The organism is Serratia sp. CY33802, assembly GCF_052169095.1.
In the GTDB taxonomy this organism is placed as follows: Bacteria; Pseudomonadota; Gammaproteobacteria; order Enterobacterales; family Enterobacteriaceae; genus Serratia; species Serratia bockelmannii.
The window spans coordinates 1,200,788-1,225,474 of record NZ_JBJNLL010000002.1 but is presented as its reverse complement, the minus strand read 5'-3'; the positions used below and the strand labels follow the sequence as shown (position 1 = coordinate 1,225,474).

Here is a 24,687-nt window from a genome sequence, read left to right as displayed (position 1 = left end):
CAAGGTAGCCGTGCTGTCACACACAAGGAGGATACAGCATGCAACATACAGAGAAAAAAGCGTTATCAGGTTACCGTCATCACGTCAAAGCGGCGCTGACCGCGCTGTTGTTATGCCTCGCGGGGCCAGCCGCCGCGGTAGATAAAGCCGATGCGCCGGCGCCGATGCTCTCAACACCGGCGGGCAATGGCGGGCAATCGGTGATGACCAAGGCAACCGAAGAGGCGGCGGTCAGCATCAATCAGGCCACCGCCGAACAGCTCGCAGCGGCTCTGAGCGGTGTCGGTCTGAAGAAGGCGGAAGGCATCGTGCGCTACCGCGAACAGAACGGGCCGTTCACCCAGGTTGAGCAGTTGCAGGAGGTGCCGGGCATCGGGCCGGCGCTGTTCGAGAAGAACCGCACTCGGCTGAAAATGTGATCCCGGTCGCGGCTGCGTGGCAAAATGCCGCTGAGGCCGTGACTCCTCTGCTACATTTTACAGGTCTTACCAGTTTGGCGCGTTGACCAAACGGGCGAGGGAGCCTCTGCGGCTCCCTTTTTCTGTAATCACCAGGCAGGAGCGATCGTTCCCTATGCAAACCTTTATCAAAGTTCGCGGTTATCACCTTGATGTTTACCAGCACGTTAACAACGCCCGCTATCTGGAGTTTCTGGAAGAGGCGCGCTGGGAGTGGCTGGAAAACGAGGCCGGGTTCCGCTGGATGACGGAAAACAACATCGCTTTCATCGTGGTGAACATCAATATCAATTACCGCAGCCCGGCAGTATTGGGGGATAAGCTGCGTATCGACAGCCAGATGGTGCAGCTCAACGGCAAGAGCGGGGTGCTGAGCCAAAAGGTGACGCAGGATCCGGCGGGGACGCCGGTGGCCGACGCGCTGCTGACTTTCGTGTGCGTCGATCTGAAAACGCAGCGGGCGCTGCCGATTGAAGGCGAATTGCGCGAGCACCTGGAGGCGCTCACGCTGAAGGAAAACCCGCAGTAAACTCACGGGCGGCAGAGGTTGCCGCCGTCACTGCCTCAGGCCAGAGCGGCCTTCTGTTTCAACGCCGCCATCACTTCCGCCTGGTTGGCCCGGTATTGCATCAGGCCATTGGCGCGCAGGTTGCAGGCAGCGCATTCACCACAGCCGTCACCCTTGATGCCGTTGTAGCAGGTCAGCGTATCCTGCCGCACGCGATCCAACTGGTGGTAATAATCCGCCAGCGCCCAGGTCTCGGCCTTGTTCAGCCACATCAGCGGCGTTTCGAAGCGGATATCGCGGGCGATGCCCAGCGTCACCGCTTTGTTCAGTGCTTTAACGAACTCGTCGCGGCAATCCGGGTAGCCGGAGAAGTCGGTTTCACACACGCCCGTGATCACCGCTTCCGCTTCCACCTGGTAGGCGTAGATCGCCGCCAGCGTCAGGAACAGGATATTGCGGCCCGGCACGAAGGTGCTCGGCAACGCATTTTTCTGATTGGGATCGTAGGCGGGAACCGGAATATTGTCGCGCGTCAGGCTGCTGACGGCCAGCTCATTGAGCAGCGTTACGTCCAGCACCTTGTGCGCTTTGGCGCCGAGGGCCACCGACAGCTCTTGAGCCACTTCAATCTCGGCGCGATGGCGCTGGCCATAATCGAACGTGACGCAGTGAACTTCGTCATACTGTTGCAATGCCTGGATCAAGCAGGTCGTGGAGTCTTGTCCACCGCTGAAAACGACAACCGCGCGCTTCATAAAATCACCTTTTTGGACTTTGGCCATTCCCGATACACATTCGGGCGGCAGGATAAAAATTGCGTTGCGGCGACAATAGTAGCAGAAAGGGCCGCCAGGCGCAGGGCGGTTCGGCTCAGGTCGGTGCGTCGTCCACCGGCGGCGGCAGCCACGCCTGGCAAAAATCGAACCAGCCGTGCGCGGTCAGCGTCACGCCATGCATGCGCGGCGGCGCGCTGATCTGATACTGGTAGTGGAACAGCGGCGTGATGATGGCGGCGGCCATCAGCCGTTGGTAATAGGCCTGCAGCCGCTCGAAGCGCGGTTGCTGCGCCTGCAGCTGCTGGATCTGCTGCAGCGTCTCCTGTTGCTGTTGCCAGCGGCTTTCCGTCAGGATGCCGCGCCACAGCGTATCCTGCCGCAGCCAGCTCTCCAGCGTCGCCTCAGGCGCTTCGCCGATCAGGTTGTCCGCCAACAGCAGGTCGGCCTGGGCGATCTGTTCCTCGCTTTGCCAGCGCTTGCCGGCGTAGTAGCGCACCTCCAGCTCGCAGCCGTGCTGCGCCAACAGCTGTTGCAGCGCGACCGTCACTGTTTCCAGCTCGACCGGCGGCCGATACAGCAGCGTCAGCCGGGCAGGCAGGGGGACATCTTCTTCAATCTGTTGGCTGGGAATGCGCCAGCCGGGCAGCATTTCATGGCTGGGGGTGATCACGCTGTTGGGGATCGGCAGATGGTTCAGCAGGCCTGACTGCTGGATCAGCATCAGCAGCTTTTGCCCCTGGGCTTCGCTCAGCACGCCGTGGCGCAGGTTCAGCGCCAAATAACACCAGCCCAGGCTCATGCTGCGCTGTACCGGCCGGGCCTGCGCCAAATCGTCTTGCTGACCGATGGTGATGCGCACCGGATGCTGGCAGCTGGCGTCGGCGCCGGCGGTGGGCAGATCGGGGGTGATCCAGTATTCGATGGTGTCCAGATACGGATGCTGCAGATGGTAACCGGCGTGCTGTTCTAGCCGCACCAGCTGCGGTTCATTCAACGTCAGTTTGAACGGGCCGGCGCCGATGGCCGGCAGCTCCGGATGGGTCATCAGACAAGGCAGCTCCGCCAGCCGGTGGGCCAGCCAATAGTCCGGCAACTGCAGATCAAACTGAATGCACAGCGGATGCGGCAGGCTGATGTTCGCGACGTTGGCCAAGCTGGGTTGGCTACGCGGGTGGCGCTGCAGTTTTTCCAGCGTTTGCAGCAGCTGGTGGCCGGTCAGCGGTTCACCGTTGTGCCAGCGCAGCTGGCTGCGCAGAAAGAAGCGCCAGCGCAGGCCGCGATCGTCAATCTGCCAGTGGTGCGCCAGATCGGGCTGCGGTTCCGGGTTACCGGTCACCAGGCGCGTCAGCCCGGCGTGCAGGGTCGACACCAGATGTTGTTCGGCGCGGCCGGTCAGCGTGAGCGGGTCGAGCGCTTCCAGCGTGCGGTAATAGGGAATGCGCAGCGTCGGGCTGCCGGCCTGCCATTGCCCGCCGAGGTGCGGGCTGAGCAGATCCTGCAGGTGCTGCGGATCGAGTTGCGCCATCTCCAGCGCCCCCTGATGGTTGCCCTGTTGCAGTAGCTGTTGCAGTAGCTGCGCGCGCAGTTCATCCGGGGTTTTCAGGCAGTGCAGGCGAGCGCGTTTGCCACGGCCGGGCTGCGAATGCCAGCTCAACCAGCCTTGATCCTGCAGCTGTTGCACCAGCGTGCGGGCGTGCCGCTCGCTGCAGTAGAACATCGCCGCCAGTTCGCCGATGGTCACGGCGACCGGCGCGCTGCCGAGTTGATGGTACAGGCGTTGATATTGGCTGAGACGGTGAACCAGGCGCATGAGTAGAAATCCGGAACAGTTTTCTCAAATTGTTCACTATTACTTCCGCAAATGCCATCCCATACTGCAGTGATTGTAATCGCGTTCACATTCAGAGGTCTCTATGTATCGCCTGGCAGCTTTCGATATGGACGGCACGCTGTTGATGCCGGATCACCGGGTTGGCCCGGAAACGCTGGCGGTGCTGAACCAGCTGGTGGAACGGGAGATGGTGGTGACGTTCGCCACCGGACGGCACTACCTCGATGCGCAACCGATCATGGCGCAGCTGGGGCTGCAGGGCTACCTGATCACCGGCAATGGCACGCGGGTGTATGACAACCGCGGCCAACAGCTGCATGCCACCGATCTGCCGGCGGCGGTCGCCGAAGAGGTGCTGCATCATCATTGGCGCACCTGCGCCAGCATGCATGTGTTCCGCGACGAAGGTTGGCTGACCGAATTCCCCGTGCCGGAAGAGATGCTGCGGGCGCATCACCTGAGCGGCTTTCGTTTTCAGTTGGCCGACGTGCGCCGTCTGCCGGCGTTCGGCAACAGCAAGGTGTGTTTTGTCGCGCCGCATGAGGAATTGCTGGCCTTGCAGGTGCAGCTGCGGGCACAGCTGGGTGGTGAGGCCGATCTGTGCTTTTCCGCCTACGACTGCCTGGAGGTGTTGCCGCTCGGTTGCAACAAGGGTACGGCGCTGGACCGGCTGAGCCGCCATCTGGGGCTGAAGATGGCCGACTGCATGGCGTTCGGCGACGCAATGAACGACAAAGAGATGCTGGGGGCGGTGGGGCACGGCGTGGTGATGGGCAACGCCCTGCCGCAGCTGAAATCCCTGCTGCCGCAGCTACCGGTTATCGGCCATTGCCAGCAACAGGCGGTGGCCCACTATTTACAACATTGGCTGCGTTCACCTTGCCTCACCTATTCCCCCGAAGAATGAGGTTCTCCTTACAGCCGGCCGGGTATGACTACCCGGCTTTTTTTTTACCTAACGCCTGGCGTTACAAATCCGCCAGCTGCGCCAGATACGGCTGCAGATCGCCGATGTTGTTGCTGACCCATTCCGGGTTGTAATAGGTATCCAGGTAACGCTCGCCGCTGTCGCACAGCAGGGTGACGATCGATCCTTGCTCGCCGTTTTCCCGCATCTGCTTCGCCAACTGCAGCGCACCCCAAACGTTGGTGCCGGTAGAGGCGCCAACCTTGCGGCCCAGCACGCCTTCCAGCCAGTGAATAGTAGCGACGCTGGCAGCATCCGGCACGCGCAGCATGTTGTCGACCACCGACGGGATGAACGACGGCTCGGCGCGTGGGCGGCCGATGCCTTCGATACGGCTGCCGCAGCTGCCGATCAGGGTGCGATCGCCGTGGTGGAAGCAGTCATAGAACACCGAGTTTTCCGGATCGACCACCGTCAACCGGGTGTCGTGCCCCTGATAGCGGATGTAGCGCCCCAGCGTGGCGGAGGTGCCGCCGGTGCCGGCGCTCATTACGATGTGTTTCGGCACCGGGAAGGGTTCGCGCGCCATCTGGCGGAAGATGCTGTCGGCGATGTTGTTGTTGCCGCGCCAGTCGGTGGCGCGCTCGGCGTAGGTGAACTGATCCATATAGTGGCCGTTCAGCTCTTTCGCCAGCAGTTCGGAGGCGGCGTAGATCTGGGCGGCGTGATCGACGAAGTGACAGCGGCCGCCGTAAAAGGCGATCTGTTCCACCTTGCGGCGCGCGGTGCAGGACGGCATCACCGCGATGAACGGCAGGCCGATCAGGCGAGCGAAGTAGGCTTCGGACACCGCGGTGCTGCCGGAAGAGGCCTCGATGATGGTGGTGTTCTCGGTGATCCAGCCGTTGCACAGGCCGTAAAGGAACAGCGAGCGCGCCAGGCGGTGTTTCAGGCTGCCGGTCGGGTGGGTGCTCTCATCTTTCAGGTACAGGCAGATGCCAGGAAACGCCGGCAGGTTCAGGCGAATCAGGTGCGTATCGGCGGAGCGTTGAAAATCCGCTTCTATTTCACCGATAGCATATTTTACCCAAGAGTTTGTCATGATTTGGCCTCAGAATAGGGGGCTGATTTATGGCGTAGCATAGCCTGTCGGCGGGAAAAAAGGATTGCCATTTTTCCTGTTTAATCGCCTAATGAGAGAAAATTTTTCTCCTGGTGGCCGCTATGTTAGATAAAACAGACCGTAAGCTGCTGTGCATGCTGCAGCAAGATTGCACCCAGTCGCTGCAGGCGCTGGCGGATGCGGTCAATTTGACCTCGACGCCGTGCTGGAAACGCCTGAAGCGTCTGGAAGACGAGGGCTATATCCGCGGTCGGGTGGCCTTGCTGGATAATGAAAAGCTCGGCCTGGGGCTGACGGCGTTCGTGCTGATCAAAACCCAGCAGCACAGCAGCGAGTGGTATCAGGCTTTTGTGCAGCTGACCAGCCAGATGCCCGAGGTGCTGGCGTTTTACCGCATGGCGGGAGAGTACGACTACCTGATGCAGGTCGAAGTGGCGGACATGAAAAGCTACGACGGCTTTTATAAGCGTCTGGTGAACGGCGTACCGGGCCTCATCGACGTCACCTCGAGCTTTGCCATGGAAAAAATCAAATACACCACCGCGCTGCCGGTGCCGGAGTGAAAAGTTCACCGGACGGGCGGCTCAACGGTGGTATCCTGCTCTGCTGAAGCAGAAAAAGAGACAAATCCCATAAAACCCTGGAATCAAACTGCGTGAGATTATTTGCTCAAATCGGCTGGTACTTCCGCCGGGAGTGGCGCCGCTACCTCGGGGCGGTGGTGCTGCTGATCGTCATCGCCATCCTGCAACTGCTGCCGCCTAAGCTGGTCGGCATCATCGTGGACGGCGTCACCGAAAAACAGATGTCCACCGGCGTGCTGATGGCCTGGCTCGGGTTGATGATCGGTACCGCGATCGTCGTTTACCTGCTGCGCTATGTGTGGCGGGTGTTGCTGTTCGGCGCGTCCTACCAGCTCGCGGTCGAGCTGCGCGAAAACTTTTACCGTCAGCTCAGCCGGCAAAACCCCGCGTTTTACCTGCGTCACCGCACTGGCGATCTGATGGCGCGCGCCACCAACGACGTGGATCGCGTGGTATTCGCCGCCGGTGAAGGCGTGCTGACGCTGGTGGATTCGCTGGTGATGGGGTTGGTGGTGTTGGTGGTGATGAGCACCCAAATCAGCTGGCAACTGACAGTGCTGGCGTTGATCCCGATGCCGTTGATGGCGATCGCCATCAAATATTACGGCGATCAGCTGCACCAGCGCTTTAAATCGGCACAGGCGGCGTTTTCCAGCCTGAACGATCAGGCGCAGGAAAGCATGACCAGCATCCGCATGATCAAGGCCTTCGGGCTGGAAGATCACCAATCCAACCGCTTCGCCGAGGTGGCGGCGCAGACCGGGGCCAAGAACATGCACGTGGCGCGGGTGGATGCGCGCTTCGATCCGACCATTTATATCGCCATCGGTGCGTCTAACCTGCTGGCCATTGGCGGCGGCAGCTGGATGGTGGTGAACGGTTCGCTGACGCTCGGGCAACTGACCAGCTTTGTGATGTATCTCGGCCTGATGATCTGGCCGATGCTGGCACTGGCCTGGATGTTCAACATCGTCGAACGCGGCAGCGCGGCCTACAGCCGCATCCGCAGCCTGCTTGATGAGGCGCCGGCGGTGCAGGATGGCCCACAGGCGCTGCCGGCCGGGCGCGGCGTGCTGGACGTAGATATCCGCGCGTTCCACTACCCGGAAAACCCACATCCGGCGCTGCACGATGTGGCGGTGACGCTGAAACCAGGGCAAATGCTGGGGCTGTGCGGGCCGACCGGGGCCGGTAAATCGACGCTGTTGTCGCTGATCCAGCGTCAGTTCGACGTCGACCAAGGGCAGATCCGCTATCACGGCCTGCCGTTGCCGCAGGTCAAACTTGACGACTGGCGTTCGCGACTGTCGGTGGTGAGCCAAACGCCGTTCCTGTTCTCCGATACCGTGGCGAACAACATCGCGCTGGGCCATCCGGGCGCGACGCAGGCGCAGATCGAACAGGCAGCGCGGCTGGCCAGCGTCCATGAGGACATTCTGCGGCTGCCGCAAGGCTATGACACCGAGGTGGGCGAACGCGGCGTGATGTTGTCGGGCGGGCAGAAACAGCGCATCTCCATTGCGCGTGCGCTGCTGCTGGATGCAGAGATCTTGATCCTCGACGACGCGCTGTCGGCGGTGGACGGCCGTACCGAACACCAAATCCTGCACAACCTGCGCAGCTGGGGGCAAGATCGCACGGTGATCATCAGCGCGCACCGGCTGTCGGCATTGACCGAAGCCAGCGAGATCCTGGTGATGCAGCACGGCGGTGTAGCGCAGCGCGGCGATCCGGCGGCGCTGGCGGCGCAGCCGGGCTGGTATCGCGATATGTACCGTTATCAGCAGCTGGAAGCGGCGCTGGACGAAGCGCCGGAAAACGGCGAGGAGGCGTTGGCCGATGAATAAAGTGCAAAAGCTGTGGCCGACGCTGAAGCGGCTGCTGGCCTACGGCTCGCCGTACCGCAAACCGCTGGGGCTGGCGGTGCTGATGCTGTGGATAGCGGCGGCGGCGGAAGTCGCCGGGCCGATCCTGGTCAGCTATTTTATCGATAATTACGTCGCCAAAGGGCAACTGCCGCTGATGATTGTCGGCGGGCTGGCGGCGGCCTACATTCTGCTGGAGCTGCTGGCGGCGGCGCTGCACTACTTCCAGGCGCTGTTGTTCAACCAGGCGGCGGTGGGCGTGGTGCAGCGGTTGCGTACCGACGTGATGGACGCCGCGCTGCGCCAACCGCTCAGCGCCTTTGACACACAACCGGTCGGGCAATTGATCTCGCGCGTTACCAACGACACCGAAGTGATCAAGGATCTGTACGTGATGGTGGTCTCCACGGTGCTGAAAAGCGCCGCGCTGATCGGCGCCATGCTGGTGGCGATGTTCAGCCTCGACTGGCGCATGGCGCTGGTGGCTATCTGCATCTTCCCGGCGGTGTTCGTGGTGATGGGCATCTATCAATACTACAGCACGCCGATTGTGCGCCGGGTGCGCAGTTATCTGGCGGACATCAACGACGGTTTCAACGAAGTGATCAACGGCATGGGCGTGATTCAGCAGTTCCGCCAGCAGGTGCGCTTCGGCGAGCGCATGAGCGCCGCCAGCCAGTCGCATTATCTTGCGCGTATGCAGACCCTGCGGCTCGACGGTTTTCTGCTGCGGCCGCTGCTCAGCCTGTTTTCAGCGCTGGTGCTGTGCGGCCTGTTGATGCTGTTCGGCTTCAGCGGCGAGGGCGTGATTGGCGTCGGCGTCCTCTACGCCTTCATCAACTACCTGGGGCGCCTGAATGAACCGCTGATCGAGCTGACGTCACAGCAGTCGATCCTGCAGCAGGCGGTGGTGGCCGGCGAACGCATTTTCGAGCTGATGGATCGCAGCCAGCAGAGTTACGGTGCCGACGATCGTCCTCTGGCCGGTGGCCGCATCGACATCACCGATCTGAGCTTCGCTTACCGTGCGGACAAAAAGGTGCTGCAGCATATTTCGCTGGCGGTGCCCTCACGCGGCTTCGTGGCGCTGGTCGGGCATACCGGCAGCGGCAAGAGCACCTTGGCCAACTTGCTGATGGGCTATTACCCGGTCAGCGAGGGGGAAGTGCGTCTCGATGGACGCCCGATATCCAGCCTGTCGCACCGCACGCTGCGTCAGGGCGTAGCGATGGTGCAGCAGGATCCGGTGGTGATCGCCGATTCGGTACTGGCCAACGTCACGTTGGGGCGTAACATCGAGGAAGACGCCGTTTGGCGGGCGCTGGAAACGGTGCAGCTGGCGAGTCTGGTGCGCGGCTTCCCGCAGGGTATCCACACCCGCCTGGGGGAGCAGGGCAATAACCTGTCGGTCGGGCAGAAACAGCTGCTGGCGATGGCGCGGGTCTTGGTGCAGGCGCCGCAGATCCTGATTCTCGACGAGGCGACCGCCAACATCGATTCGGGCACCGAGCAGGCTATCCAGCGGGCGCTGCGTGCGATCCGCGAGCACACCACGCTGGTGGTGATCGCCCACCGCCTCTCAACCATCGTCGATGCCGATTCCATTCTGGTGCTGCATCGTGGCCACGCGGTGGAGCAGGGCAACCATCAACAGCTGCTGGCGCAGCAGGGGCGCTACTACCAGATGTATCAACTGCAGCTGGCGGGCGAGCAGTTGGCGGAAGCGGTGCGCGAGGAGAGCCAACTCGTCTGATCCCACGGGCCGCATTCGCGGCCCTTATTTTTCCCAACGCACCACAAGCAGGCAACTCGCCCAAGCTACGCCCCCTTTCTGCACTTTTTCGACGCGATGCGCACCAAATTAGTGCGCATTATTTAACCCATTCAAGGTATCGGCGCTGCGCTGCGTCGCGGCGGCGCCCGCGTGTGCGCTAATCCGCTGAATCGTCATGCAAAATTAAATTTGGCACAGCCCTTGCTACATATGACGCGTACCAGGGGTGAGTTTGGGCTTAATTCGTGGAGGGGCAATATGAAGCTGGTGACCGTGGTAATCAAACCGTTCAAGCTGGAGGATGTGCGCGAGGCTCTGTCCTCCGTGGGCATTCAGGGGTTGACCGTAACCGAAGTGAAGGGCTTTGGCCGCCAGAAGGGGCATGCCGAGCTGTATCGCGGCGCCGAATATAACGTCAACTTCCTGCCCAAGGTCAAAATCGATATCGCTATCGCCGACGATCAGTTGGATGAAGTGGTTGATGTGATTAGCAAAGCCGCCTATACCGGCAAAATCGGCGACGGCAAAATTTTCGTTGCCGAATTGCAACGCGTGATCCGCATTCGCACCGGCGAAACCGACGAATCGGCACTGTAACCACGAACTCAGTTAAGCAATGGGGATGGATTGATAATGAAAAGACTGTTATCCATGTTGGGCCTGAGTTCGGTAACCCTGGTTCCTTCTTTGGCCCTGGCCGCCCCGGCGGTCGCCGATAAGGCCGACAACGCCTTTATGATGATCTGCACCGCGTTGGTGCTGTTCATGACGCTGCCGGGCATCGCGCTGTTTTACGGCGGCCTGCTGCGCGGCAAAAACGTGCTGTCGATGCTGACGCAGGTCACCGTCACCTTCGCGCTGGTCTGCGTGCTGTGGGTGCTGTATGGCTACAGCCTGGCGTTCAGCGAAGGCAATGCGGTGTTCGGCGGATTCGAGACGGCGATGCTGAAAGGCATCGGCATCGACAGCGTCACTGGCAGCATCAGCCAGATGATCCACGTCGCTTTCCAGGCCTCCTTCGCCTGCATTACTGTGGCGCTGGTGGTGGGGGGCTTCGCCGAACGCATTCGCTTCTCGGCGGTGCTGATCTTCGCGATCCTGTGGTTCACCCTGTCTTACCTGCCGATCGCGCACATGGTGTGGGGCGGTGGCTATCTGGCCACCGACGGCGCGCTGGACTTCGCCGGCGGCACCGTGGTACACATCAACGCCGCCAGCGCGGGGCTGATCGGCGCCTATCTGCTCGGCAAACGCGCCGGCTTCGGTAAAGAGGCGTTCAAACCGCACAACCTGCCGATGGTGTTTACCGGGGCGTCCATCCTGTATATCGGCTGGTTCGGTTTCAACGCCGGTTCCGCCAGCGCGGCCAACGGCATCGCGGCCCTGGCATTCCTCAACACGGTGGTGGCTACCGCGGGCGCCATTCTCTCCTGGACCTTCGCAGAGTGGGTGCTGCGCGGCAAGCCTTCGCTGCTGGGCGCCTGCTCCGGCATGATCGCCGGGCTGGTTGCGGTGACGCCGGCGGCGGGCACCGTCGGCGTGGGCGGCGCGTTGATCATCGGCCTGGTGGGCGGTGTCGCCGGCCTGTGGGGCGTCGTGACGTTGAAGAAATGGCTGAAAGTGGACGACACCTGCGACGTGTTCGGCGTGCACGGGGTGTGCGGCATCGTCGGCTGTCTGCTGACCGGCGTGTTCACCGCTTCTTCCCTCGGCGGCACCGGCTATGCCGAAGGGGTGACGATGGGGCATCAGGTGTGGATCCAGCTGCTGAGCGTCGTGATTACGCTGGTGTGGTCAAGCATCGCCGCCTTTATCGCCTTCAAGATTGCGGGCGCGATGGTGGGGCTGAGAGTGCCGGAAGAGCAGGAGCGCGAAGGGCTGGATGTCAACAGCCACGGCGAGAGCGCCTACAACCAATAAGACTCGAAGCAGGGCAGTGCGCGAAAGACTAAAATAATGATGAAGCAAAAAGGGGCGATGGAAACATCGCCCCTTACTTTATATTGCGGATTAGGCGTCGCGCTGGCGAATCACCCCTTCCTGCACGGTGGTGGCGACCAGTACACCGTCGCGAGTGTAGATCTGGCCGCGCACAAAGCCCCGTGCGCCGGAGGCGGAGGAGCTCTCCACCGCGTACAGCAACCAGTCATCCATACGGAACGGACGGTGGAACCACATTGAGTGGTCAATGGTGGCCACCTGCATGCCCGGCTCGAGGAAGCCGACGCCGTGTGGCTGCAGCGCCGTCGGCAGGAAGTTAAAGTCCGACGCGTAGCCCAGCAGATATTGGTGGATGCGCTGATCGTCCGGCATGCTGCCGTTGGCACGGAACCACACGTAGCGATGCGGTTCTTCCACGCTGCCTTTCAACGGATTGTGGAATTTCACCGGGCGCATTTCGATCGGCTTCTGGCCGATAAATTTTTCGCGCACTTTTTCCGGCAGCATATGCGCCAGCTTCTGGGCGATCTCTGACTCGGACAGCAGCCCTTCTGGAGGCGGCACGTCCGGCATCAGGTTCTGGTGCTCGAAACCGGTTTCCGGGCTTTGGAAAGAGGCGGTCATATAGAAAATAGGTTTGCCGTGCTGAATAGCGCTGACGCGACGGGCGCTGAAGCTGTTGCCGTCGCGCAGGGTTTCTACGTCGTAAACGATGGGTTTGCTGCTGTCGCCCGGGCGCAGGAAGTAGCTGTGGAACGAGTGCACGCTGCGCTCGTCCGGCACCGTCTGCTTGGCGGCGTAGAGCGCTTGGCCGACAACCTGTCCACCGAACACCTGGCGCAGCCCCAGATCTTCGCTTTGGCCGCGGAACAGTCCTTCTTCGATTTTCTCCAGATCCAGCAGATCAAGGAGGTTTTGCAATGCCTGGCTCATAAAATTGTTACCTTTCTAATAATCATTTTGCGCAGTGTGCGGAATATCACGGCGTGGCGTCAACATTTTGCATTACAGGGCCGATGAGAATGCTCTTAATCGTGGGCACCTTGGGCTGTTTAAGTGATTAATAGGCGGGGTAAAGTGGATTTATCAGTGTTTTGTGCTAGGTTTAATAAGTGCGGTGGTGAAAGCCACCAACATGTTGATAATAAAAAAGGAGACCGATCCATGAAACTCTGGCAAATCGTAGGCGGTGCCGCGGCACTGACGATCACGCTGGCAGGATGCGCGCAAAAGAGTGCTGATGTGCCTACACAGGCGGCCGGTAATCCGGCGGCTGCGCAAACGCAGATTCAAGGCCCGGCGGTGACAGGTTCGGTTAATATACGTCAGCGTATTGCGCTGCCGCCGGACGCCGTACTGACGGTCACCCTCTCTGACGCCTCGCTGGCGGATGCACCGTCCAAAGTGATTGCACAGCGCGCGATACGTACTGAAGGGCAACAGGCGCCATTCAACTTTACGCTACCGTACAATCCGTCCGACATCCAACCGAATGCGCGTATCATTCTGAGCGCGGCGGTGACGGTCAACGGGCGACTGATGTTTATTACCGACACTATCCAGGAAGTGGTTAACCGCAACGGTACCCGCGCCGATCTGCTGCTGGTTCCGGTTCAGGGTGTGCCGATTCAGGCTGCGCCAACCGCCATGCAGTAAATTTCCTGCGGTACAGCAAGATGAAATCAACAGCCTTTGCGCTTCGGCCAAAGGCTGTTTTGTTTTACCAGCGCCAGCCGTAGCGCTCGAAATCGACCGTGCTGTGCGGGCCGAAAATAATCCCTTCCGCCAGCAGTGCCTGCTGTTGCCGTTGAAAATCCTCCCCCTGCTGCGAGATCTGTCCGTGCCGGTTGATCACCCGGTGCCAGGGCAGCGCGCTGCCTTCCGGCAAACGCCGCAGCACGCCGCCAACCTGGCGCGCGGCGCGCGGTGAACCGGCCAGCCGGGCGACTTCGCCGTAGGTGGTGACTTTGCCGTAAGGAATGGCGGCCACGATGTGGAATACCCGCTGGCTGAAAGAGGCGTCTTCTGGTTGCATATTGCTGTTCCTGCGCGAGTCAAAACCCAGGCGAAGAGTGTGCCACAGTGCAGGTGGGTAAGAAAACAGCGGTTAGCCCCGGTTGGCTTGCTATTTGGCGGGGCATCGCCGATAATGCCCACCGCTTCGGAGTACAGAAGCCGTCAATGGGGGCCCTGTTGGTTCTCCCGCAACACTAACTTGTGAACTCGGTCAGGTCCGGAAGGAAGCAGCCGCAGCAGGTGACGTGTGTGCCGGGATGTAGCTGGCAGGGTCCCCACCCATTTGGCCTTCGCCAATCCGCACTTTTGCCGTTTCTCTTCTACTCATCGATTATCCCTTTCTGTCATCAGGCAGAGTGACAAGGCATTTCTTTTCTTCCCGCCCTCAATTCTTTTGGATAATGAATTAGCGGTTCTGGATGCAAGCATAATGAGGGGGCGATGGCGTAACCTGTCTCGATTTAAAAAGAAAATGGTTTCCAGGCAATATTATTATTGAAAGGGGGAGTGCAAATGAAGTTTTACTGTCAATAGGAAAAGTACGTATTCAGCTTGAACATTGAAGCCGATAAAAGCATCGGCTCAACGCGTTGGGGGTCTGATTATCTGACATATTTCCAAACGGAGGTGGGGATTTTGTCATACAGTTTGTTCATGGTGAGCTCTGCCAGACGGTGATCGGCCGCTGAGTAAAACAGCTCCAGTTCATCATCGGAAAGCTCGTACTTATTTTTCTCAATAACACGTTCGAGAGTATCAATCGTGGTGCATTTACGTAAACGCATCAGATAGTCGGTTTTAGTCATGGTGGCCTTTAGTTTAATAACCGTAAAAATAGCTCGGGAATAATTATCCCTTAAGTTTTCATTGTCGTACAGATGTCCTCTCCTGAGAACATTCTGAATAATCTCGCCTTGGTTTTTTGCCAGCGGCGCAGGTCGGAATCATTGATACCGTAACTGCTGAACAGCGTATAGGTATCATCGAGATATTCTTCGACTAACTCCGACAGGTCAGATTCGTCCATGTATTTAATTTTATAGCTCATCACAAACGAAGCGATATGTTCGATCAACTCATTAAGCTGCAGGTTGACGGAGGACGTCGGATCGTTGACCCACCCATGATGACTGTCTCCCAGGGTAGCGATACCTTCATCATACAAATTTTCGCACAAGAATTTGAGCTGAGCAATGTCGTGTCGCTTAGGCGAATACTCATCCATATCATCCCCTCCGTAAGTCTTAATTGCGGTGTGATAACACTATGTGAGTAAGCTGATTTACATCATGGACGGAGGCAGCTTAACGGTCTTTAAATAAACTTCCCGTAAAGTGAATATAAATCATTTTTTCGCGTTTGGCCTGTAGTTATTACGTAAACTTACAATTCATCCGCTGTAGATGGACGTGAGTTATCAATGATGTCGAAGATTAAACCCCGTTCTGTCACACGGAACCGGACGCTATCGCTGAGAGTGTCTTCGCTGTTGATATCCAGGCAGGCATTAAAAATGCCCCACTTATAACGATAACTCATTGAATAATCGCTACCACCCTGTTGCACTATATCAAGTATTTCTAATGAATCTTCGGCATAGCGTGCGCTTTCAGAATAAAAACTGAGTCCGCTGGTCAGCGCCGGCACTAACTCCGCTATATTGTCATTAATCACTTTCTTTAATTTGTTAACAGAAAGTGCGTTGACATCCAGGTTACAGGCAAGGGTAACAAGCATTAATCTCGGCCAACAGCAATGTTATCTGCTTATCTTACTCCTTTTCCTCCCTCGTCGGTAAATTTTTCGATTTACCGCTGTTCTTTACCTTACGCCAACATTTCAACCGAATGGGAATATCCCTGGATTTGATAAGGAGGCTTGGGGGGAAAGTGCCGCTGCGCGAGAGATTGTTACGTTCCGTTGCATTATTGTCGCGCCATAGCTTGAGATGCGACAGTGTATGTGATGTTATATTATAACTATAAACCCATCATTTTTGGCTACGACATTGACTCCCACTTCGCAACATGACGCCACGCCGTCACTGAATTCGTTGTTCACCACCTCTGCTGCCGCGCGTTGCGCAGGTGCCGTTATGCTGCTGGCCCTGCTGTGGCTCGGCATCTTCTGGGCGGTGTCGCTGCCATGATTACCTTGCGTCAGCTGGCGATAGGCTATGGCGCCACGCCGCTTTTCCCGCCGCTGAGCGGGCAGTTTACCGCCGGATCGCTCACCGCGGTGGTGGGCGTCAACGGGGCAGGTAAGTCGACGCTGCTGAAAACCTTCGCCGGATTGTTGCCGCCGCTGGGCGGCAGCCTGAGTTTTATCGGCGGAAAGCCGCCGCGCAGAGCTTATCTACCGCAACAGGCGGAGCTGGATCGGCAATTCCCGATTGCGGTAAGCGATCTGGTGGCGATGGGCTGTTGGCCGCAAAGTGGCATGTTCGGCGGCATGAGCAAGCGTGCGGCGAGCCAGGTCAACGAGGCGTTGGCGAGCGTTGGCATGAGCGCGCTGGCGCACACTCCGGTGGGTGAACTGTCCGGCGGCCAGCTGCAGAGGGTGTTGTTTGCGCGCCTGCTGGTCCAACAGGCGCCGCTGATTTTGCTGGATGAACCTTTCACCGGTATCGACAGCGCCACCACGCAAATTTTGCTGCAGGTGATTGCGCAACTGCACCGGCAGGGGAAAACGGTGATCGCCGTGCTGCACGATATGTCGATGGTCGCCGAGCATTTTTCACAGGTACTGTTGCTGACGCCGCAGGCTTGCCACTGGGGCGCGGCCAAGCGGGTGCTGGAACAGGTGCCGAGGTATCACGCCGCCGAACGGCAGCCGGATCTGCGGGCGGTGGCGCCATGATGTTGTTGCATGGGCTTATCGATCCTTTCCTCTCTTTCGGTTTTATGCGCCGCGCGCTCATGGCCTGTCTGGCGTTGTCGCTCAGCGCCGCCCCGCTGGGTGTGTTTCTGCTGCTGCGCCGCATGAGCCTGGTCGGGGACGCATTGTCCCACGCGGTGTTGCCGGGCGCGGCGATCGGTTATCTGATCTCCGGCATGTCGCTGGTGGCGATGGGGGTGGGCGGTTTTATCGCCGGGTTGGCGGTGGCGATGCTGTCCGGCCTGGTGAGCCGCCGCACGCCGTTAAAAGAAGATGCCAGCTTCGCCGGGTTCTATCTGGGGTCACTGGCGCTGGGGGTCACGCTGGTCTCGCTGCGCGGTTCCAGCGTGGATCTGCTGCACGTGCTGTTCGGTTCGATTTTGGCGGTGGATGCGCAGGCCATGCTGATGGTCGGTGCGATCGCCTCGGTTTCGCTGCTGGCATTGGCGGCGCTGTACCGCGCGTTAGTGATCGAATCCTTCGACGTGACTTTTCTGCGCGTCAACGCCCCGCGCCGGTTGGCACTGATCCACGGCCTATTTCTGGCGCTGGTTGTGGTCAATCTGGTGGCAGGATTCCAGATCCTCGGCACCCTGATGTCGGTGGGGCTGATGATGCTGCCCGCCGCCAGCGCGCGCTTCTGGGCGCGCAATCTGCCGCAGACGCTGGCGACGGCGATGGGCATCGGCGCGCTGTCCAGCGTGATTGGGCTGGTGTGGTCCTATTACGCGTCGTTGCCTGCCGGCCCGGCGATCGTGCTCAGCGCCAGCGTCATCTTTTTCGTCTCGATCCTGTTTGGAACGCGCGGAGGCATTTGCGCCTTCGCGCGCCGTTGAGAAGTGCCATTTGCAAGGAGAAAGTATGAAACGTTTACCTATATCGCTGGCGGTTGCTGCTCTGCTGGCCAGCCCATGGGCGATGGCGAAGACCGTCGACGCCGTCGCCAGCTTTTCCATTCTGGGTGATATCGTCAAAGAGGTGGGCGGCGATCACGTCAAGGTCAGCACGCTGGTGGGGCCGGATGGCGATCCGCACAGCTTCGAGCCTTCGCCGCAGGACGGCAAGAAGCTGGCTCAGGCTGATGTGGTGTTCGTCAGCGGTCTGGGGCTGGAAGGGTGGATCGATCGCTTGGTCAGCGCTTCGGGTTATAAAGGGCAGGTGATCACCGCTTCACAGGGGATCAGTACCCGCCAGATGGAAGAGGACGGCAAACCGATTACCGATCCTCACGCCTGGAACAGCATGAAAAACGGCGTACAGTACGCCACTAACGTGATGAACGCCCTGATTGCCGCCGATCCCGAGGATGCCAACTATTTTCGCCAGCGCGGAGCCGAATACATTCAGCAGTTGCAAAAACTGGACCAGTGGGCCAAAACCCAGTTCGCCGCAGTGCCGCCACAGAAACGTAAGGTGCTGACCAGCCATGATGCGTTTGGCTACTTTGGGCAAGAGTACGGCGTCACCTTCCTTGCCCCGGTCGGGTTTTCCACCGAGGCCGAAGCCAGCGCCAGCGACGTGGCCAATCTGATCAAGCAAATCAAACAGGAAAAGGTCAACGCTTACTTTATCGAAAATCAGACCGATCCGCGGTTGGTGAAACAGATCGCCGCCGCCACCGGCGCCAAGGCGGGCGGCGAGCTGTACCCTGAAGCGCTCTCCCGCGCGGGCGGCCCGGCGGCCACCTATGAGCAGGCGTTCAAGCACAATGTCGACGCGCTGCTGAGCAGCATGAAGTAATCTCCGCCCCCGCCTGCCGGCGGGGGACGGCTTGCAGGTACTTTCTCGCCGTAAAAAAAAAGCCCCGTTGAGCAGCAACGGGGCTTTGCGACAGATGACACTTTGGAGTTAACGCTTTTTCTTACGTCCCTGTACCGCTTTGAATCGCGGATTGCTTTTACAGATCACATAGATGCGGCCACGACGACGCACGACTTTGCAATCCGGGTGGCGGTTTTTCGCCGAACGCAATGAACTCAATACCTGCATGGGATTTCCTTGTTACTTATTGCCGATAAAGCGGCCAAAGCGCTGCTGGAAGCGCGCCGTGCTGCCTTCTTTGGAATAGTCTTTCTGCTTGCCGGTGTAATACGGATGCGAAGCAGAAGAGACGTCAAGGGTGACATACGGCCAGCTTTCGCCGTCCAGTTCGATGGTGCGATCGGTTTTGATGGTCGATCCCACTTTGAAGTAGGCATTGGCGCTGACGTCGTGGAACACCACGGTGCGGTAATCGGGGTGGATGCCGGGTTTCATAATGGCCCTCTCGTGTAATGTTATACTATAACAATAATTATGCGCCGACCTGGCATCGCGATCAAGCGCAAATTGCACACAAAAGTGAATTAATGAGAACGGTTTGCATTAAGCAACTGAAGCAAAAGAAAAAGGCCGCATGCGCGGCCTTTTCGGTTATCGGGTGGAGCTCACATCACTGAGCGATCAGTGGTGCTCTACCGGATGGCTGTGTTCCAGGTCCTCGTTCTTCTTGCTGAAGCGGCGGCGAACCACCACGAAGAACACCGGCACGAAGAAGATCGCCAAGACGGTGGCAGTGATCATCCCGCCCATTACGCCGGTACCTACCGCGTTCTGTGCGCCGGAGCCTGCGCCGCTGCTGATAACCAGCGGCAGAACCCCGAGGATGAAGGCCAGGGACGTCATGAGGATTGGACGCAAACGCATACGCACCGCTTCCAACGTCGCTTCGATCAGACCTTTGCCTTCTTTCTCCATCAGATCCTTGGCGAACTCAACGATCAGGATGGCGTTCTTCGCCGATAGACCGATGGTGGTCAGCAGCCCCACCTGGAAGTACACGTCGTTGTTCATGCCGCGCATCGTCGCGGCCAGCAACGCACCGATAACCCCCAGCGGCAATACCAGCATGACCGAGAACGGCACGGACCAGCTTTCATACAGCGCTGCCAGACACAGGAACACCACCAGAATCGAGATGGCGTACAGCGCCGGCGCCTGGTTGCCCGACAGACGTTCCTGATAGGACATACCGGTCCAGTCGTAACCGATGCCACTTGGCAGTTTGGATGCCAGCTGTTCCATCAGGTTCATCGCTTCACCGGTACTCTTGCCCGGTGCGGCCTGGCCCAGAATTTCCATCGACGGCAGGCCGTTATAGCGTTCCAGACGCGGTGAGCCGTATTCCCACTTCGCCGAAGAGAAGGCGGAGAATGGCACCATCTGGCCGCTGGTACCGCGCACGTACCACTTGTTGATGTCTTCCGGCAGCATACGGAACGGCGCGTCGGCCTGTACATACACCTTCTTCACACGACCGCGGTCGATGAAGTCGTTGACGTACGAACCACCCAGGGCGGTGCTCAGCGTGCTGTTGATGGTAGTGATGCTGACGCCCAGCGCCTTGGCTTTCTCCTGATCGACGATCAGTTTGAACTGCGGCGTATCTTCCAGGCCGTTCGGGCGCACACCCACCAGCACGTCCGGATGCTGAGCAACCATGCCCAACAGCTGGTTACGCGCTTCGGTCAGTTTTTCGTGCCCCAGGCCACCCTGGTCAATCAACTCGAAGTCGAAGCCGGTTGCGGTACCGAGTTCGATGATCGCCGGCAGGTTGAACGGGAACACCAGGCCTTCTTTAATCTGCGAGAAGGCACCCATGGCACGGCCCGCGATCGCCTCGACCTTGTTCCCGGCCCCTGGACGCTCACCCCAGTCTTTCAGGCTGACGAATGCCAGGCCGTTGTTCTGGCCGTTACCGTTGAAGCCGAAGCCCGCGACGGTAAACACCGAAACCACGTTGTCCTTTTCCTTGTTCAGGAAGTAGTCGGAGACTTCTTCCAGCACTTTGTTGGTACGGGACTCGGTGGCACCGGCAGGCAACTGCACCATGGTCAACAGGATGCCCTGATCTTCGTCCGGCAGGAACGAGGAAGGCAGGCGCAGGAACAGCAGGCCCATGCCAACCACGATCAACAGGTAGATGATCAGATAGCGGCCGGTGCTGCGCAGGATGTTGCCCACGCTGTCGGTATAGTGATGCGTGCTCTTCTCGAACATGCGGTTAAACCAGCCGAAGAAGCCTGTTTTAACCCCGTGATCGCCTTTCGGGATCGGTTTGAGTAGGGTGGCGCACAGCGCCGGCGTCAGGATCAAGGCCACCAGCACCGACAGCGCCATCGCGGACACGATGGTGATCGAGAACTGGCGATAGATGGCGCCGGTTGAACCGCCGAAGAACGCCATCGGCACGAATACCGCCGACAGCACCATGGCGATACCCACCAGCGCGCCCTGGATCTGGCCCATCGATTTACGGGTAGCTTCTTTCGGCGGCAGCCCCTCTTCGGACATGACGCGCTCGACGTTTTCCACCACCACGATGGCGTCATCCACCAGCAGGCCGATCGCCAACACCATGCCGAACATCGTCAGGGTGTTTATCGAGAAGCCGAACGCGGCGAGGATCGCAAAGGTCCCCAGCAGTACTACCGGCACCGCGATGGTTGGGATCAGCGTCGCGCGGAAGTTCTGCAGGAACAGATACATCACCAGGAAGACCAGGATGATGGCTTCGATCAGCGTTTTCACCACTTCGTTGATGGAGATTTTAACGAACGGGGTGGTGTCGTACGGATAAACCACTTTCATCCCTTGCGGGAAGAAGGGCGCCATCTTGGCCAGCTCGTCTTTCACACCTTTGGCAGTGTTCAAGGCGTTGGCGCCGGTCGCCAGTTTGATACCCAGGCCGGCGGCAGGCTTGCCGTTGTAGCGAGCGGTAACGGCATAGCTTTCCGCGCCGCGCTCGATATGAGCGACGTCGCGCAGGCGTACCTGAGAACCGTCGGTATTCACTTTCAGCAGGATCTTGCCGAACTCTTCCGGCGAAGTCAGACGGGTCTGCGCGATGATCGAGGCGTTCAACTGCTGCCCCGGCACCGGCGGCAGGCCGCCCAGCTGGCCTGCGGCGATCTGGTTGTTCTGCTCGGTGATGGCGGAGGTCACGTCCGTGGTCGTCAGCTGGAAGTTGTTCAGCTTGTTCGGATCCAGCCAAATACGCATCGCGTACTGGGCACCGAACAGCTGCACTTCACCCACGCCGGACGAACGGCTGATCGGGTCCTTGATGTTGGACGCCACGTAGTCCGCAATATCGTCCTGAGTCATGTTCGGATCGTCGGAAACGAAGCCGGCCACCATCAGGAAGCTGCTGCTGGATTTTTCTACTTTCAGGCCCTGTTGCTGAACTTCTTGCGGCAGCAACGGGGTGGCCAACGACAGTTTGTTCTGAACCTGAACCTGCGCGATGTCAGGATCGGTGCCGGAATCAAACGTCAGGGTAATGGTGACGCTACCAGAGGAATCACTGGTGGAGGACATGTACATCAGGTTATCGATACCGTTCATGTTCTGTTCGATAATCTGCGTGACGGTATCCTGCACCGTTTTGGCATCTGCGCCCGGGTAGTTGGCGGAAATACTCACCGCCGGCGGTGCAATAGTGGGATACTGCGCGATTGGCAGTTTCATTATTGCAAGCACCCCCGCCAACATGACGATGATGGCGATTACCCAGGCGAAAATCGGGCGATCTATAAAGAACTTAGCCATGTATTACAGGCTCCTTTTTATGACTTCTGCGCTTCAGACTGCGGCTGTTTTTGCGCCTGAGTGTCAACTTCCTGCACTTTTACCTGCGCGCCCGGATGCACTTTCATCAGGCCGGAGACGATCACGCGATCGCCGGATTTCAGGCCATCGGTAACCAGCCATTTGTCGCCGATTGCCTGGTCGGCCTTCAGCGTGCGCAGCTCAACTTTGTCGTCTGCCCCTACCACCAACGCCGTCGCGTCGCCGCGCGGGTTGCGGGTAACGCCTTGCTGAGGCACCAGCAGCGCATCGCTGCGCACGCCTTCGTCCAGACGGGCGCGTACGAACATGCCCGGCAACAGCGTATCGTTCGGGTTAGGGAACAGGGCGCGAATGGTGATGGAGCCAGTGGTTTCATCGACGGTGACGTCAGAGAACTCCAGCGTGCCTTCCTGCGCGTATTCGGTGCCGTTTTCCAGCATCAGTTTCACTTTTGCCTTGCCGTTTTCCTGCTTCAGCGCGCCGCTGGCCAGCTCTTGCTTCAGGCGCAGGAAATCAGTGCTTGACTGGGTGACGTCGACATACATCGGATCCAGCTGCTGCACGGTAGACAGTGCGGTTGCCTGGCCGTTGCTGACCAGAGCGCCTTCGGTCACGGCGGACTTGCCGATGCGGCCGGAGATCGGAGAGGTCACCTTGGTGTACGCCAGGTTGATGCGCGCGGTTTCCACGGCGGCCTTGGCGGCCACGACGGCGGCGTCCGCCTGCTGCAGCGTGGAGACGGCGTTGTCGTAGTCCTGTTTACTGATGTAGCTCGTGCCCAGCAATGGCTTGTAGCGGTTTACCGTCACGCGTGCGATGGAAGCGCTGGCCTGTGCTTTGGCCAAATCGCCTTTCGCGCTGTCGTAGCTGGCTTGATAGGTTGCGGGATCGATTTGGTACAGAGACGTCCCGGCCTTGATATCGCTGCCTTCAACGAAGTTGCGCTTCAGGATGATGCCGCTGACCTGAGGGCGAACTTCGGCGATACGATACGCAGCGGTGCGGCCAGGAAGATCGGTAGTAATGTTGAGAGGCTCAGCCTTCAAGGTGACTACGCCCACTTCAGGCGCCTGTTGTTGGGCGCCTTGCTGTTGGGTTTCTTTATCGTTACATCCTGTTAGCACTAAGCTGCCTGAAAGCATCAGAACGGCCGCCAGAGGCGTTAACCCTCTGTTTTTGTTCATAGAAAAACCTCAAGTGTCCGATTTCAAAATGATCAATGGATCACAAGCTTTAAAACCCATTGCTGCGTTAATTATATGTGCGTGCTATGGTACATACATTCGCGAATGTATGTAAATCACACTCCCCCTAAATAACAATGCCATGGCACGAAAAACCAAACAGCAGGCGCAAGAAACCCGACAGCAAATCCTTGATGCTGCGGTGAGAGAGTTCTCTGAACGTGGCGTTGCTGCAACGTCACTGACAGATATTGCCACCGCTGCCGGGGTTACGCGTGGAGCCATCTACTGGCACTTCAAGAATAAGGTAGACCTGTTTAATGAAGTTTGGGAATCTACCGAGCCGAAAATTGACCAGCTCGAAACAGAGTATCAGGCAAAGTTTCCCGATAATCCACTGCGGGTTATCCGAGAAATTCTGATTTACATTCTGACGTCTACGGTTGAAGACGGCCGTAGGCGGGCGTTGATGGAAATTATATTCCACAAATGCGAGTTTGTCGGTGAAATGATGCCGCTGCTGGATTCGCGCAAGGTGCTGTACCTCGCCGGCTATGAACGCATCGAAGCGGTGCTGTATAACTGCATTCACCACGGGCAATTGCCCGCCGATTTACATACCCGCCGTGCGGCGATCATCCTGCGCGGTTATATCACCGGCCTGATGGAAAACTGGCTGTTTATGCCGGAAAGTTTCGATCTGCGGGCCGAAGCCGAAGCGCTGGTGGACGCGTTTTTGGAGATGCTGCAGTTTTGCCCCACCTTGCGCCTCAAACCCGACGCGGTGACGCCTGACGCCGACCGCCTTCCTTTATAAGGAGAGATTTCATGTCATCAGTTGTTCTTATTGCCAATGGCGCCGCCTATGGCCATGAATCCTTGTTCAATGCGCTGCGGTTGGCCATCGCCATGAAAGAGCAGCAGAGCAGCCTCGACCTGCGGCTGTTTCTGATGTCCGACGCGGTGGTGGCCGGGCTGGCCGGACAGCAGCCGCACGAAGGGTACCATCTGCAGCAGATGCTGGAGATCCTCACCGCGCAGCAGGTGCCGGTCAAGCTGTGCAAGACCTGCGCCGACGCGCGCGGCGTCAGCCGCTTGCCGCTGGCGGACGGCGTGGCGATCGGCACCTTGGTCGAGCTGGCGCAGTGGACGCTGGCGGCGGAGAAAGTGCTGACTTTCTGATTTCGCGACAACGAGACATCACCGGCAACGTTTTTGTTGTTCGTTGCCCGC

The 24,687-nt window shown here is 59.0% G+C and carries 26 protein-coding genes and 1 other RNA gene; 15 read left to right on the top strand and 12 right to left on the bottom strand.

Annotated elements, in window-relative coordinates; all coding sequences use genetic code 11:
- The first annotated feature begins 38 nt into the window (after positions 1 to 38).
- Positions 39 to 419 carry a ComEA family DNA-binding protein gene (locus ACJ8HA_RS12495; protein ID WP_043135650.1) on the top strand — a complete coding sequence of 127 codons (381 nt, stop codon included), beginning with the start codon at positions 39 to 41 and terminating at the stop codon, positions 417 to 419.
- A gap of 154 nt (positions 420 to 573) precedes the next feature.
- Positions 574 to 987, top strand: a complete 414-nt coding sequence (locus ACJ8HA_RS12490) for an acyl-CoA thioesterase (RefSeq protein WP_025301769.1) — start codon at positions 574 to 576, stop codon at positions 985 to 987.
- Positions 988 to 1,022: 35 nt separating this feature from the next.
- Here the strand turns inward: ACJ8HA_RS12490 and queC are convergent, their stop codons facing one another.
- Together queC and ACJ8HA_RS12480 are read right to left on the bottom strand one after the other, a co-directional pair.
- Positions 1,023 to 1,721 carry a 7-cyano-7-deazaguanine synthase QueC gene (gene queC / locus ACJ8HA_RS12485; protein ID WP_025301770.1) on the bottom strand — a complete coding sequence of 233 codons (699 nt, stop codon included), beginning with the start codon at positions 1,719 to 1,721 and terminating at the stop codon, positions 1,023 to 1,025.
- A 115-nt stretch (positions 1,722 to 1,836) separates the two neighbouring features.
- Complete coding sequence (locus ACJ8HA_RS12480) at positions 1,837 to 3,552, bottom strand: SgrR family transcriptional regulator (protein WP_043135653.1); 1,716 nt, start codon at positions 3,550 to 3,552, stop codon at positions 1,837 to 1,839.
- Between the two features lie 103 nt (positions 3,553 to 3,655).
- Between ACJ8HA_RS12480 and cof the strand changes: the two genes are divergently transcribed.
- A complete protein-coding gene (cof, locus tag ACJ8HA_RS12475; protein ID WP_049295141.1) occupies positions 3,656 to 4,480 on the top strand; it encodes an HMP-PP phosphatase in 825 nt (274 codons plus the stop codon).
- Between the two features lie 61 nt (positions 4,481 to 4,541).
- Here the strand turns inward: cof and ACJ8HA_RS12470 are convergent, their stop codons facing one another.
- On the bottom strand, positions 4,542 to 5,582 hold the full coding sequence (locus tag ACJ8HA_RS12470) for a PLP-dependent cysteine synthase family protein (RefSeq protein ID WP_043135655.1): 1,041 nt from the start codon (positions 5,580 to 5,582) through the stop codon (positions 4,542 to 4,544).
- Between the two features lie 122 nt (positions 5,583 to 5,704).
- Between ACJ8HA_RS12470 and ACJ8HA_RS12465 the strand changes: the two genes are divergently transcribed.
- The 5 genes from ACJ8HA_RS12465 to amtB all read left to right on the top strand — a co-directional run bounded on the left by ACJ8HA_RS12465 (position 5,705) and on the right by amtB (position 11,746).
- Positions 5,705 to 6,166, top strand: a complete 462-nt coding sequence (locus tag ACJ8HA_RS12465; protein ID WP_004940330.1) for an Lrp/AsnC family transcriptional regulator — start codon at positions 5,705 to 5,707, stop codon at positions 6,164 to 6,166.
- 92 nt (positions 6,167 to 6,258) lie between these two features.
- Positions 6,259 to 8,034, top strand: coding sequence for a multidrug efflux ABC transporter permease/ATP-binding subunit SmdA (gene smdA / locus ACJ8HA_RS12460; protein WP_060432557.1), 1,776 nt, complete (start codon positions 6,259 to 6,261; stop codon positions 8,032 to 8,034).
- A complete protein-coding gene (gene smdB / locus ACJ8HA_RS12455) occupies positions 8,027 to 9,805 on the top strand; it encodes a multidrug efflux ABC transporter permease/ATP-binding subunit SmdB (RefSeq protein ID WP_151429016.1) in 1,779 nt (592 codons plus the stop codon). Before smdA ends, smdB begins: the two co-directional genes overlap by 8 nt.
- Positions 9,806 to 10,084: 279 nt before the next feature.
- Entirely contained in the window at positions 10,085 to 10,423 is a 339-nt protein-coding gene (gene glnK / locus ACJ8HA_RS12450) for a P-II family nitrogen regulator (protein ID WP_004940327.1), read from the top strand.
- A gap of 36 nt (positions 10,424 to 10,459) precedes the next feature.
- On the top strand, positions 10,460 to 11,746 hold the full coding sequence (amtB, locus tag ACJ8HA_RS12445) for an ammonium transporter AmtB (RefSeq protein ID WP_144334749.1): 1,287 nt from the start codon (positions 10,460 to 10,462) through the stop codon (positions 11,744 to 11,746).
- 90 nt (positions 11,747 to 11,836) lie between these two features.
- Here amtB and tesB read toward each other — a convergent pair whose 3' ends face one another.
- Complete coding sequence (gene tesB / locus ACJ8HA_RS12440; RefSeq protein ID WP_016928847.1) at positions 11,837 to 12,700, bottom strand: acyl-CoA thioesterase II; 864 nt, start codon at positions 12,698 to 12,700, stop codon at positions 11,837 to 11,839.
- Between the two features lie 231 nt (positions 12,701 to 12,931).
- Between tesB and ACJ8HA_RS12435 the strand changes: the two genes are divergently transcribed.
- Entirely contained in the window at positions 12,932 to 13,423 is a 492-nt protein-coding gene (locus ACJ8HA_RS12435) for a YbaY family lipoprotein (protein ID WP_025301777.1), read from the top strand.
- A gap of 64 nt (positions 13,424 to 13,487) precedes the next feature.
- Here the strand turns inward: ACJ8HA_RS12435 and ACJ8HA_RS12430 are convergent, their stop codons facing one another.
- Positions 13,488 to 13,802: an MGMT family protein gene (locus tag ACJ8HA_RS12430; RefSeq protein ID WP_342093690.1), complete on the bottom strand. Its 315-nt coding sequence runs from the start codon at positions 13,800 to 13,802 to the stop codon at positions 13,488 to 13,490.
- Between the two features lie 156 nt (positions 13,803 to 13,958).
- On the opposite strand from ACJ8HA_RS12430, the gene ffs reads away from it, so the two are divergent.
- Positions 13,959 to 14,055, top strand: an RNA gene (gene ffs / locus ACJ8HA_RS12425) — signal recognition particle sRNA small type.
- Between the two features lie 330 nt (positions 14,056 to 14,385).
- Here ffs and ACJ8HA_RS12420 read toward each other — a convergent pair.
- The 3 genes from ACJ8HA_RS12420 to ACJ8HA_RS12410 form a co-directional block, all read right to left on the bottom strand.
- The gene (locus ACJ8HA_RS12420; RefSeq protein ID WP_004940313.1) at positions 14,386 to 14,589 is read right to left on the bottom strand and encodes an HHA domain-containing protein; all 204 of its coding nucleotides are present in this window, start codon (positions 14,587 to 14,589) and stop codon (positions 14,386 to 14,388) included.
- Between the two features lie 50 nt (positions 14,590 to 14,639).
- Positions 14,640 to 15,008, bottom strand: coding sequence for an Hha toxicity modulator TomB (tomB, locus tag ACJ8HA_RS12415; RefSeq protein ID WP_004940312.1), 369 nt, complete (start codon positions 15,006 to 15,008; stop codon positions 14,640 to 14,642).
- A 158-nt stretch (positions 15,009 to 15,166) separates the two neighbouring features.
- Entirely contained in the window at positions 15,167 to 15,520 is a 354-nt protein-coding gene (locus ACJ8HA_RS12410) for a hypothetical protein (protein ID WP_025301779.1), read from the bottom strand.
- A 408-nt stretch (positions 15,521 to 15,928) separates the two neighbouring features.
- Here ACJ8HA_RS12410 and ACJ8HA_RS12405 point away from each other — a divergent pair, with 408 nt between their 5' ends.
- Genes ACJ8HA_RS12405 through ACJ8HA_RS12395 form a run of 3 tightly spaced genes read left to right on the top strand, consistent with a single transcriptional unit; the run spans position 15,929 to position 18,400 of the window.
- A complete protein-coding gene (locus ACJ8HA_RS12405; protein ID WP_060447642.1) occupies positions 15,929 to 16,642 on the top strand; it encodes a metal ABC transporter ATP-binding protein in 714 nt (237 codons plus the stop codon).
- Complete coding sequence (locus tag ACJ8HA_RS12400; RefSeq protein ID WP_043135664.1) at positions 16,639 to 17,496, top strand: metal ABC transporter permease; 858 nt, start codon at positions 16,639 to 16,641, stop codon at positions 17,494 to 17,496. Before ACJ8HA_RS12405 ends, ACJ8HA_RS12400 begins: the two co-directional genes overlap by 4 nt.
- Before the next feature lie 25 nt (positions 17,497 to 17,521).
- On the top strand, positions 17,522 to 18,400 hold the full coding sequence (locus tag ACJ8HA_RS12395; RefSeq protein WP_025301782.1) for a metal ABC transporter substrate-binding protein: 879 nt from the start codon (positions 17,522 to 17,524) through the stop codon (positions 18,398 to 18,400).
- A gap of 108 nt (positions 18,401 to 18,508) precedes the next feature.
- Here ACJ8HA_RS12395 and ykgO read toward each other — a convergent pair whose 3' ends face one another.
- The 4 genes from ykgO to sdeX all read right to left on the bottom strand — a co-directional run bounded on the left by ykgO (position 18,509) and on the right by sdeX (position 23,454).
- Positions 18,509 to 18,649 carry a type B 50S ribosomal protein L36 gene (gene ykgO, locus ACJ8HA_RS12390; RefSeq protein WP_004940304.1) on the bottom strand — a complete coding sequence of 47 codons (141 nt, stop codon included), beginning with the start codon at positions 18,647 to 18,649 and terminating at the stop codon, positions 18,509 to 18,511.
- Positions 18,650 to 18,661: 12 nt separating this feature from the next.
- Positions 18,662 to 18,916 carry a type B 50S ribosomal protein L31 gene (locus tag ACJ8HA_RS12385; protein WP_004940303.1) on the bottom strand — a complete coding sequence of 85 codons (255 nt, stop codon included), beginning with the start codon at positions 18,914 to 18,916 and terminating at the stop codon, positions 18,662 to 18,664.
- Positions 18,917 to 19,102: 186 nt separating this feature from the next.
- The gene (sdeY, locus tag ACJ8HA_RS12380) at positions 19,103 to 22,249 is read right to left on the bottom strand and encodes a multidrug efflux RND transporter permease subunit SdeY (protein WP_025301783.1); all 3,147 of its coding nucleotides are present in this window, start codon (positions 22,247 to 22,249) and stop codon (positions 19,103 to 19,105) included.
- 17 nt (positions 22,250 to 22,266) lie between these two features.
- A complete protein-coding gene (gene sdeX / locus ACJ8HA_RS12375) occupies positions 22,267 to 23,454 on the bottom strand; it encodes a multidrug efflux RND transporter periplasmic adaptor subunit SdeX (RefSeq protein WP_025301784.1) in 1,188 nt (395 codons plus the stop codon).
- Positions 23,455 to 23,596: 142 nt separating this feature from the next.
- Here sdeX and acrR point away from each other — a divergent pair, with 142 nt between their 5' ends.
- On the top strand, positions 23,597 to 24,271 hold the full coding sequence (acrR, locus tag ACJ8HA_RS12370; protein ID WP_025301785.1) for a multidrug efflux transporter transcriptional repressor AcrR: 675 nt from the start codon (positions 23,597 to 23,599) through the stop codon (positions 24,269 to 24,271).
- Between the two features lie 11 nt (positions 24,272 to 24,282).
- Positions 24,283 to 24,636 carry a DsrE/DsrF/TusD sulfur relay family protein gene (locus ACJ8HA_RS12365; protein ID WP_004940282.1) on the top strand — a complete coding sequence of 118 codons (354 nt, stop codon included), beginning with the start codon at positions 24,283 to 24,285 and terminating at the stop codon, positions 24,634 to 24,636.
- The last annotated feature ends 51 nt before the right edge of the window (positions 24,637 to 24,687 follow it).

Excerpts from the sequence above, each read along its gene's own strand:
- tomB (WP_004940312.1), bottom strand. The coding sequence starts at position 15,008 with ATGGATGAGTATTCGCCTAAGCGACACGACATTGCTCAGCTCAAATTC.
- ACJ8HA_RS12465 (WP_004940330.1), top strand. The coding sequence starts at position 5,705 with ATGTTAGATAAAACAGACCGTAAGCTGCTGTGCATGCTGCAGCAAGAT.
- ACJ8HA_RS12435 (WP_025301777.1), top strand. The coding sequence starts at position 12,932 with ATGAAACTCTGGCAAATCGTAGGCGGTGCCGCGGCACTGACGATCACG.
- ACJ8HA_RS12420 (WP_004940313.1), bottom strand. The coding sequence starts at position 14,589 with ATGACTAAAACCGACTATCTGATGCGTTTACGTAAATGCACCACGATT.
- ACJ8HA_RS12430 (WP_342093690.1), bottom strand. The coding sequence starts at position 13,802 with ATGCAACCAGAAGACGCCTCTTTCAGCCAGCGGGTATTCCACATCGTG.
- queC (WP_025301770.1), bottom strand. The coding sequence starts at position 1,721 with ATGAAGCGCGCGGTTGTCGTTTTCAGCGGTGGACAAGACTCCACGACC.
- ACJ8HA_RS12400 (WP_043135664.1), top strand. The coding sequence starts at position 16,639 with ATGATGTTGTTGCATGGGCTTATCGATCCTTTCCTCTCTTTCGGTTTT.
- smdB (WP_151429016.1), top strand. The coding sequence starts at position 8,027 with ATGAATAAAGTGCAAAAGCTGTGGCCGACGCTGAAGCGGCTGCTGGCC.
- ACJ8HA_RS12480 (WP_043135653.1), bottom strand. The coding sequence starts at position 3,552 with ATGCGCCTGGTTCACCGTCTCAGCCAATATCAACGCCTGTACCATCAA.
- ACJ8HA_RS12395 (WP_025301782.1), top strand. The coding sequence starts at position 17,522 with ATGAAACGTTTACCTATATCGCTGGCGGTTGCTGCTCTGCTGGCCAGC.
- ACJ8HA_RS12365 (WP_004940282.1), top strand. The coding sequence starts at position 24,283 with ATGTCATCAGTTGTTCTTATTGCCAATGGCGCCGCCTATGGCCATGAA.
- ACJ8HA_RS12470 (WP_043135655.1), bottom strand. The coding sequence starts at position 5,582 with ATGACAAACTCTTGGGTAAAATATGCTATCGGTGAAATAGAAGCGGAT.
- cof (WP_049295141.1), top strand. The coding sequence starts at position 3,656 with ATGTATCGCCTGGCAGCTTTCGATATGGACGGCACGCTGTTGATGCCG.
- ACJ8HA_RS12410 (WP_025301779.1), bottom strand. The coding sequence starts at position 15,520 with ATGCTTGTTACCCTTGCCTGTAACCTGGATGTCAACGCACTTTCTGTT.
- glnK (WP_004940327.1), top strand. The coding sequence starts at position 10,085 with ATGAAGCTGGTGACCGTGGTAATCAAACCGTTCAAGCTGGAGGATGTG.
- ACJ8HA_RS12405 (WP_060447642.1), top strand. The coding sequence starts at position 15,929 with ATGATTACCTTGCGTCAGCTGGCGATAGGCTATGGCGCCACGCCGCTT.
- tesB (WP_016928847.1), bottom strand. The coding sequence starts at position 12,700 with ATGAGCCAGGCATTGCAAAACCTCCTTGATCTGCTGGATCTGGAGAAA.
- ACJ8HA_RS12490 (WP_025301769.1), top strand. The coding sequence starts at position 574 with ATGCAAACCTTTATCAAAGTTCGCGGTTATCACCTTGATGTTTACCAG.
- acrR (WP_025301785.1), top strand. The coding sequence starts at position 23,597 with ATGGCACGAAAAACCAAACAGCAGGCGCAAGAAACCCGACAGCAAATC.
- sdeX (WP_025301784.1), bottom strand. The coding sequence starts at position 23,454 with ATGAACAAAAACAGAGGGTTAACGCCTCTGGCGGCCGTTCTGATGCTT.
- ykgO (WP_004940304.1), bottom strand. The coding sequence starts at position 18,649 with ATGCAGGTATTGAGTTCATTGCGTTCGGCGAAAAACCGCCACCCGGAT.
- amtB (WP_144334749.1), top strand. The coding sequence starts at position 10,460 with ATGAAAAGACTGTTATCCATGTTGGGCCTGAGTTCGGTAACCCTGGTT.
- ACJ8HA_RS12385 (WP_004940303.1), bottom strand. The coding sequence starts at position 18,916 with ATGAAACCCGGCATCCACCCCGATTACCGCACCGTGGTGTTCCACGAC.
- ACJ8HA_RS12495 (WP_043135650.1), top strand. The coding sequence starts at position 39 with ATGCAACATACAGAGAAAAAAGCGTTATCAGGTTACCGTCATCACGTC.
- sdeY (WP_025301783.1), bottom strand. The coding sequence starts at position 22,249 with ATGGCTAAGTTCTTTATAGATCGCCCGATTTTCGCCTGGGTAATCGCC.